The following is a 7,821-nucleotide window of genomic DNA, read 5'->3' on the forward strand; positions in this document are numbered from 1 at the left end:
CTTTTCAAACTGCTCAGCATCCATCTGTTGAAGTTTTTCTAGTGCTTTTATTTTCGATTCATCAGAACCGAATAACAAATCATGAAACCAATTTGTTGACATGTTTTCCTCCTAGCTATTAAATATATTATAATTTTACATTCTCAATAGTTAAATTATTATTAAAAGGTTTGCTTGGCTGTCTTGTTTTATTATTAAGTTATATTAATTAAATAATACTCACCATACGTAATACTAGTACTTTATATATCTTTATACTAGTAATACTACTACAATAGATATTTGTATGTTATACAATTATATTAAACGGTAAAATTTAAGGAGTAACCGATGGTTCAACAAACAATTAATGCAGAATTACGTGATGTAAGAAAGACAAAGGCAATGTATTCTCTGAGAAAGAAAGGATATATACCTGCTGTTATATATGGTAAAGGACATGATAATGTAAATTTAACATTGTCTGCGAAAGAATTCACGAAGCAATATAAATTAGGTTCCCTATCTGCACATGTGATAGAACTAAATATTTCAGGCAAAAAAGAATATGCTCTTATTCGCGATATTCAATGGCATGTAGTGCAGGATACTGTACAGCATGTTGATTTTCAATTTGTTGATAAAGGTAGTGAAGTAAAAATAGATATACCTTTGTCGTTTGTGAATGAAAGTAAATCTCCAGGAATCAAGCTAGGTGGAGTGCTTAATGTTTTATGTCGTTCCATTACTGTTAAATGCTCTCCTGATAAAATACCTCAAGCTATAGAAGTCGATTTATCCGGTAAAATGATCGGCCAGTCTATACATATAAATGATGTGAAATTACCAGAAGGTGCTAAGCTTGCAGCACATGAGGAAGAAAACTTCACTGTTGTTACAATTTCTACTGCCGATAGTGACGTTGAGGAACCTCAAGCAGAAACAGGGGAATAGTGCATCTGATAGTTGGGCTTGGTAATCCAGGTAGCCGGTATGAGCTGACATACCACAATATTGGCTTCATTATTGTTGATACAGTTTACAGGTATTGGGGCTTTCAGCCGTTCTCTAAAAAAGCCGATTACTTGATGGCCTCTGGCATAATTAGTAGCAATAAAGTTATACTGCTAAAGCCCTATTCATTTATGAATAATTCAGGCATTCCTGTTGCAAAAATACGAAACTTTTACAAGTTTTCGTTAGATAATATCGTTGTTATACATGATGATGCTGATCTGGAACTTGGGAGAATCAAAATAAAGAAAGGTGGCGGTTCTGCCGGGCACAATGGACTTAAATCCATAGATAGCCTCATTGGCAATGATTATTGGCGTTTGAGGTTTGGAATAGGTAGACCGGATGATCAAAGAGATTTAGCGGATTATGTATTGTCCAAATTTTCAAATTTCGACAATGTTACCACCTTAGTAGAAAGAATAGCAAAAAACATACACTTAATGCTGCAAGGAGATAACACATCTTTTATTAGTTCAATTACATAACAGTTATAATTTACCAGAGATCAGGCGGTTTCTGAGCAACTTTTAAGTGAGTATATAAAAATATACCTAATGTTCACTTTCTATAAAGTAAAGAATTTTATTGGGGCGAGCGACCAGGATCGAACTGGCGACATTCAGTACCACAAACTGATGCTCTACCAACTGAGCTACGCCCGCCAAATTTCTAACACATTAGTGCAAGAAGTATAAAGTTTCTAACATATCAGTAAAAAAGTCAATTGACTATTTAAGCAGATTCTTTTACTTCAAAATGTATTGTAGTTTTCGTTACATATAAAATTGTGGGGTTTCTAATAAATTTAGCATTCGCGTTTATTGGTGGTGTGATACTTAGCTTTATGCCTTGTGTTTTTCCTGTTCTTTCTCTAAAAGCAGCAACGATAATTAATGGCCCTAGCGACTCACTTAAGCTGAAATTAAATGGAATAACATATACCCTTGGAGTATTGACTAGCATGTTGATATTGTCCTTAACACTTTTAACATTACGTGGTGTAGGTAATTGGGGTTTTCATATGCAATCTCCTGTTTTTTCACTAGTACTACTATATGTAATGTTTGTAATAGGCTTGTGTTTTTTGTGTGGCTTGTCCGACATTCCTTTTACATTTTCCTGCTCAGACAAAGTTAACAGGTGTTTTTTTGGTGGAATGCTTACAACATTGGTTATGACTCCCTGTGTTACATCTTTTATGGCACCTGCCATAAGCTTTGCTCTTATTCAGCCATCAATATTTATTTCTGTTGGCATTTTTTTAATTCTTGGCTTTGGCATTTCATTTCCATACTTAATTATATCACTTCTTCCCAACACACTTGAATTTTTACCAAGACCTAATGAGTGGATGACAGCATTGAAGCATTTTCCATTCATTTCTGTATCTTTATCTGCTATTTGGCTATTTTGGGTGCTAATCAAAGAGTTAAGCACAGTATCTGTACTAACTGGACTTTTAAGCCTTGCATTTAGCATATGGATATGGATTTTTACTAGTGATATAAAGCCACCAATCAAACCTGTTATTTCTACACTATTTTTCCGTTTAATCCGTTATCGCTCATCTTACCCAAAGCAGCACAAAAAGCTATTTTTCAAAAGAATTCAAAAACCCAGAAGATAAATTCCTCTCAAGCCTTTGTAGTCAATTATATTGACACTAAGTACAATCTGGAGTAGTTGTAAATAGCAATGTTTAAAAGTATTTTCACATTTAGTTTTTTTACGGCTATTTCAAGGATCTCAGGGTTAATAAGAGATGTATTAATTGCTACAGTTATTGGTGCAAACTCTCTTGCAGACATATTTTTTTCTTCGTTTCGCTTTGCCAATCTATTTCGAGCATTTTTTGCAGAAGGAGCGTTCACTACCTCATTCATACCGTTATACTCGGCAGAATCACATGATAATAAGAAGGCATTTAATTTTGCAAGTAGTGTAATATCCATTACGTTTATTATCTTAGTAATTTTTTGCCTTATCATGCAAACTTTCTCTCCTTATATGATTCAAATTTTTGCTCCTGGATTTGACCAAAGTAAGTTTACCCTTACTGTTACTTTATCAAGAATTATGATTCCTTACATAATTTTTATTTCAATTGCATCACTCATCGGAGGAATGTTGCAAGTAAAACAACATTTTGCTTCAACAGCTATTGCACCGATCGTTTTGAATCTCTGTTTAATCATTAGTTTATTTGTGCCTTACGTAAAAACTCCAGCGCACAACCTTTCTATAGCTGCGCTGATAGGAGGAGTTTTTCAATTGTTGCTGATGCTATTTAGTGCATATAAATTAAAGGCAGCTTTTTCTTTTAACCTTGAATTAAACAATGAAGTAAGGTTGTTTTTTAAGCGTGTGGTACCTGCAATTATCAACAATTGTGTAACTCAAATAAGCTTATGGATTGATACAATCATGGCGAGTTTTATACCAAATGCGGTGTCCTATATATATTATGCCGATAGACTAAATCAATTACCACAAGGAGTAATTGGTACTGCAATTGGTACAGTGCTTCTTCCATTAGTTTCGAAACAAGCAAATGATATTGAAAATATAGTCAGAATACAAAGCAAGGCTCTCAACATAGGATTGATGTTAATTATGCCAACAACTGCTGCTTTTATCATTATTCCCCATACAATTTTACTTACGCTTTTTTCTTACGGTAAGTTTGATCACTATGCAGTGCAGCAAACCGCCCCTACGTTGATGGCATTTTCTCTTTCTTTACCTGCATTTATCATAAATAAAGTATTGCTACCCACATTTTTTGCTAAAGGCAATCTGAAAATACCAACTATGTTTTCACTAATGTGTCTTGGAATTAATATAGTGCTCAACTTCCTATTAATGAACAAATACCAACATACAGGAATTGCTATCGCTACTTCCATTTCCACTTGGATAAACTCTATTTTATTAATTAATTATTTAACAATAAATAGAATGTATAAGGTTAGCCAAGTACTGTTATTTAATATTATAAAAATTCTTGTTGCAACGTTGGTTATGTCAATAGCTCTTTATGTTTCTAGTTCCTTATCAGCAGAATTATTCCTCGACAAAATGTTTGCTCGCGTTATTCATTTAGCAGCTTTAATAGCTCTAAGTGCTGTTGTTTATTTTGGTACTCTCTATCTAATGTTTATGGGTAACTTTAATCATATAAAACTATGAGATTTTCTATATACACAATATTATCAATCTCTTTGGTATTAATCCTTCTTCACATTACTGCAACTTTTAAGGACTGGAATGGCTATAGAGAACACATTGTGCAAAGATTGGAAAGTACGTACAACGCTAAAATACATATTGGAGGAAAAGTTGAAGTTTCACTAATTACTCCCAAGCTTACTATTCATAACGTGTATATTCAATATAACAACAACAAAGAACAAAAATTGTCAGATTTAATTGGTATAAGTAAAATTGAAGTAAGGCCGTCTCTTCTATCGTTATTTTTGCTTTCGCTACAACCAAAGTCAATTACGTTATTTGGTATGAAAGGTAGTAAAAAAAATTTTATTAGTATTATGAATGAAAAAGCCGGTAAGGTTGATATAGTAATAAAAGATAGCCAAATAAATTTAAACAATGACTTCACTGATTATAGAAGTATTATTAATATAAAAGAAGTTGCTATTAAGAGGAGCGGGCAATTCTTTGGCAAAGTGAGGGTAGGTGGCAATAATTATGATTTTTCAGGAAAGGTTGACATCACAAAAAAGAATGTGCTCATTAATGTCGAATCAGACTTTATAAATTTGCTATTTGCAGGCAACAGAAGCCAAGAAGGACTCCAGGGCAAGCTAACGCTGACAATTAATAATAGTTCTGATTTTGTAAATGATTTAGCAAAGATTACCAATCTTAGCTTTCTTGATTATGTTGTCCCTAGTGAGAATATCGAGATATTGTCTAATATCAATCTCAATGAAAATGAGTTCACAGCAAATGACTTGAAAATAGAATCTAAAAGTGTGCAGGCCAGTGGTACAATACGAAACGACAGAAAAAATAGTCACACTAACGTCGATATTAGCTTCAGTAAAGTTGATTTAGATTCCATACAAAACGATCCACAGAAAACAACGGACATAAAAGATCTTCTGGAATGCCTTAGGGAAGTTGTGCCAAAGAACTTTGGCCTAGATTTCAATATGAAAGCTTCAAACATTCAATATCAAAACAGAGTATCGGACAAATTTCACACTACGCTAAAATTTGCTAACGGCGAAATAAAAGTTGATACGCTTCTTCAATTTCCCGGAACCAATAACATATTTTGCTTATCAGGAAGAGTTTCAAATGATGGTACCTTATCTGAATTTAATGGTGATCTATTGGTAAAAGGGAATGATTTTGAGTCGTTTATTTCATGGTTTTTTCCTTCTATAAAGATGAAAGAGAGCAAGAAAAATCAATTTACAATAAGTGCCAAATTACACTTTGCACCTAGGATATTGTCTATTTCAGATATTAGATTACTGAATGATGAAGAATTTTTGCAAGGATCAATTAAGGTAAATCACACAAAAAAACATAATGTGATTGGTGGTAGATTTGACGTACACAATTTTAATGCAGATAAATACGATTATTCATTACTCAGTAGTTTATCGAAAATGCAATGGTTAAAAAACCTGAAGTATGATGTAAATATAAGGGCCAACATTAATGATTTTACGTTGAATGATACAAAAGTTGAAGATTTAGGGTTCTTACTGAAGATAAAAAAGGGTAAGCTAGTTGCAGATAAGATGAAGTTATCTGGGAAAGATTTCGATACCACCGGTAATATAAAAATATTAGTAGATCAAAAATACATCAAGCCTTTGTTGGATGTGAACCTCACGGGCAATAAATTTAATGGCAGTATCTTTAAGCTACCGAATTTAATAGAAATGAAAAGAGATTCAAGAAATAAGATAAACCAGATTCAATGGTCAACAAAGCAGTTTAATTTCTTGGATGGTAAAGAAAACTTTGATGCAAATGTACAAATCAACGTTGCAGAGCTTAAGAATAGACAAGGTGTTTTGAAGGACTTTAATTTGGATACAGTGATGATAAATAATACTGTGACTGTTAAAAAGGTAGATTATGCACTAGAACATGGACAAGTATCTTTTCAGGGTTATTTAAGATTGAATTCAATGTATATGAAGTTTTTGATTGCAAATTTAGACACTAAAAAGGCTGGTAAGATTATAGGAATTGACAATTTGAATGGTCAGATGAGCTTAAATGGCGAAATTAAGGCTCAAGGAAAAAGCTTTTACGATTGGGCTAATACTTTGTCGGGAGAGATCAATTTACAAGCACAAGGAATAGAATTTACTAACGTGGACTTTAATTCGTTTATTACTAATTTATTAAACAGTAAAAATAAATCTGAAATTTCCACACTTACTCGTGTTGGTATATATAATGGCAGTACGTTTTTTGAAAATGTTAGCGGAAAAGCGAGTATTAAAAATGGTATATGTTCAACTAGTCTACAATTTGGAATTGATCAGGCGTCAGGATCTACTTCTTCTAATTTAGCCTTATCTAACTTTGCTTTAACTTCTTTATCCAGGTTCTTTTTTATTCCACCAGGTCGCAGTAGCCCAGTTTACATTGATATGCTTTTAGATGGTCCTATTTGGCACCCTAGAATGAGTTTTGATGAAGATCGAATATTTAATACTATAATTGGTAAAAAAGGTAGTGACTTATAAATTCACCATTTCCTCTGGTTTCACTATTTCTTCAAACTCTTTTTCAGTGAGTAGCTTAAGCTTCATTGCCGCTTCTTTTAGAGTGATATCTTCTTTATAAGCAAGTTTCGCTATTTTTGCTGCATTGTCATATCCTATGCGCGTATTTAATATCGTAACCAGCATTAACAACTGATTCAGTAGATCTTTTATCCTCTTTTCATTTGCTTTAATGCCAAGCACACATTTTTCTGTGAAATTTAAACTTGCATCAGCTAAAAGTCTTATAGACTGCAAAACATTGTAAATTATTACTGGCTTAAACACGTTCAATTCAAAATGACCATTTGAACCACTGATAGTGACAGCAACATGATTTCCCATAACTTGAGCACACACCATAGTCACCGCCTCACACTGAGTTGGGTTCACTTTACCTGGCATGATTGAAGAACCAGGCTCATTTTCTGGTAATGTTATTTCTCCAATTCCGCACCTCGGGCCAGAGCCAAGTAATCTTATATCATTTGCAATTTTCACTAAACTGACTGCTACGGTATTGAGTGTTCCACTCAATTCAACTAAAGCATCATTTGCTGCTAATGCTTCAAATTTATTTTTTGCTGAAATAAATGGAAGATTGGTGATTTCTGCCACTTCTTTAGCAAAATCCTCAGCAAAACCTTTTTTAGTATTGAGTCCCGTACCAACTGCAGTGCCACCTTGTGCAAGCTCATACACATTGCTCAGAGTTGATTTTATTCTCTCTATTCCCTTTTTAATCTGAGCTGTATAGCCAGAAAACTCCTACCCCAGTGTTAGAGGTGTTGCATCTTGCAAATGAGTACGTCCTACTTTTATTATATTTTTAAATTCCTGAAACTTATCATTCAGAGCCTTGTGTAGTACTTCAAGACTTGGAATAAGAGAGTGATTTATTTGCTTTGCTGCTGCTATGTGCATTGTTGTTGGAAAAGTGTCATTTGATGACTGACCACAGTTCACATGGTCGTTTGGATGCACTGGAGATTTACTGCCCAAATCACCGCCCAAAATTTCTATTGCGCGATTACTGATCACTTCATTCATTTTCATGTTGGTTTGAGTT

The 7,821-nt window shown here is 33.6% G+C and carries 5 protein-coding genes, 1 tRNA gene and 1 pseudogene; 5 read left to right on the forward strand and 2 right to left on the reverse strand.

The window, feature by feature from the left end:
- The first annotated feature begins 330 nt into the window (after positions 1-330).
- Positions 331-933 carry a 50S ribosomal protein L25/general stress protein Ctc gene (locus HET73_RS04575; RefSeq protein WP_174134094.1) on the forward strand — a complete coding sequence of 201 codons (603 nt, stop codon included), beginning with the start codon at positions 331-333 and terminating at the stop codon, positions 931-933.
- The gene (gene pth, locus HET73_RS04580) at positions 933-1,481 is read left to right on the forward strand and encodes an aminoacyl-tRNA hydrolase (protein WP_174132902.1); all 549 of its coding nucleotides are present in this window, start codon (positions 933-935) and stop codon (positions 1,479-1,481) included. The genes HET73_RS04575 and pth overlap by 1 nt, the downstream gene beginning before the upstream one ends.
- A gap of 101 nt (positions 1,482-1,582) precedes the next feature.
- Here the strand turns inward: pth and HET73_RS04585 are convergent.
- Positions 1,583-1,658 (reverse strand) — tRNA-His (locus HET73_RS04585).
- Between the two features lie 182 nt (positions 1,659-1,840).
- On the opposite strand from HET73_RS04585, the gene HET73_RS10095 reads away from it, so the two are divergent.
- The 3 genes from HET73_RS10095 (at position 1,841) to HET73_RS04610 (ending at position 6,734) form a co-directional block, all read left to right on the forward strand.
- A complete protein-coding gene (locus tag HET73_RS10095) occupies positions 1,841-2,623 on the forward strand; it encodes a hypothetical protein (RefSeq protein WP_458694644.1) in 783 nt (260 codons plus the stop codon).
- 68 nt (positions 2,624-2,691) lie between these two features.
- Positions 2,692-4,185: a murein biosynthesis integral membrane protein MurJ gene (murJ, locus tag HET73_RS04605; protein WP_174132898.1), complete on the forward strand. Its 1,494-nt coding sequence runs from the start codon at positions 2,692-2,694 to the stop codon at positions 4,183-4,185.
- A complete protein-coding gene (locus tag HET73_RS04610; protein WP_174132897.1) occupies positions 4,182-6,734 on the forward strand; it encodes an AsmA family protein in 2,553 nt (850 codons plus the stop codon). Before murJ ends, HET73_RS04610 begins: the two co-directional genes overlap by 4 nt.
- Here the strand turns inward: HET73_RS04610 and HET73_RS04615 are convergent.
- Positions 6,729-7,821 (reverse strand): annotated as a pseudogene (locus tag HET73_RS04615) (class II fumarate hydratase); the annotation flags it as partial. The gene HET73_RS04610 and the pseudogene HET73_RS04615 sit on opposite strands and share 6 nt — an antisense overlap.

The organism is Wolbachia endosymbiont of Atemnus politus, from assembly GCF_013309895.1.

Coding starts and splice junctions, on each gene's coding strand:
- HET73_RS04610 (WP_174132897.1), top strand. CDS start 4,182: ATGAGATTTTCTATATACACAATATTATCAATCTCTTTGGTATTAATC.
- HET73_RS04575 (WP_174134094.1), top strand. CDS start 331: ATGGTTCAACAAACAATTAATGCAGAATTACGTGATGTAAGAAAGACA.
- HET73_RS10095 (WP_458694644.1), top strand. CDS start 1,841: ATGCCTTGTGTTTTTCCTGTTCTTTCTCTAAAAGCAGCAACGATAATT.
- murJ (WP_174132898.1), top strand. CDS start 2,692: ATGTTTAAAAGTATTTTCACATTTAGTTTTTTTACGGCTATTTCAAGG.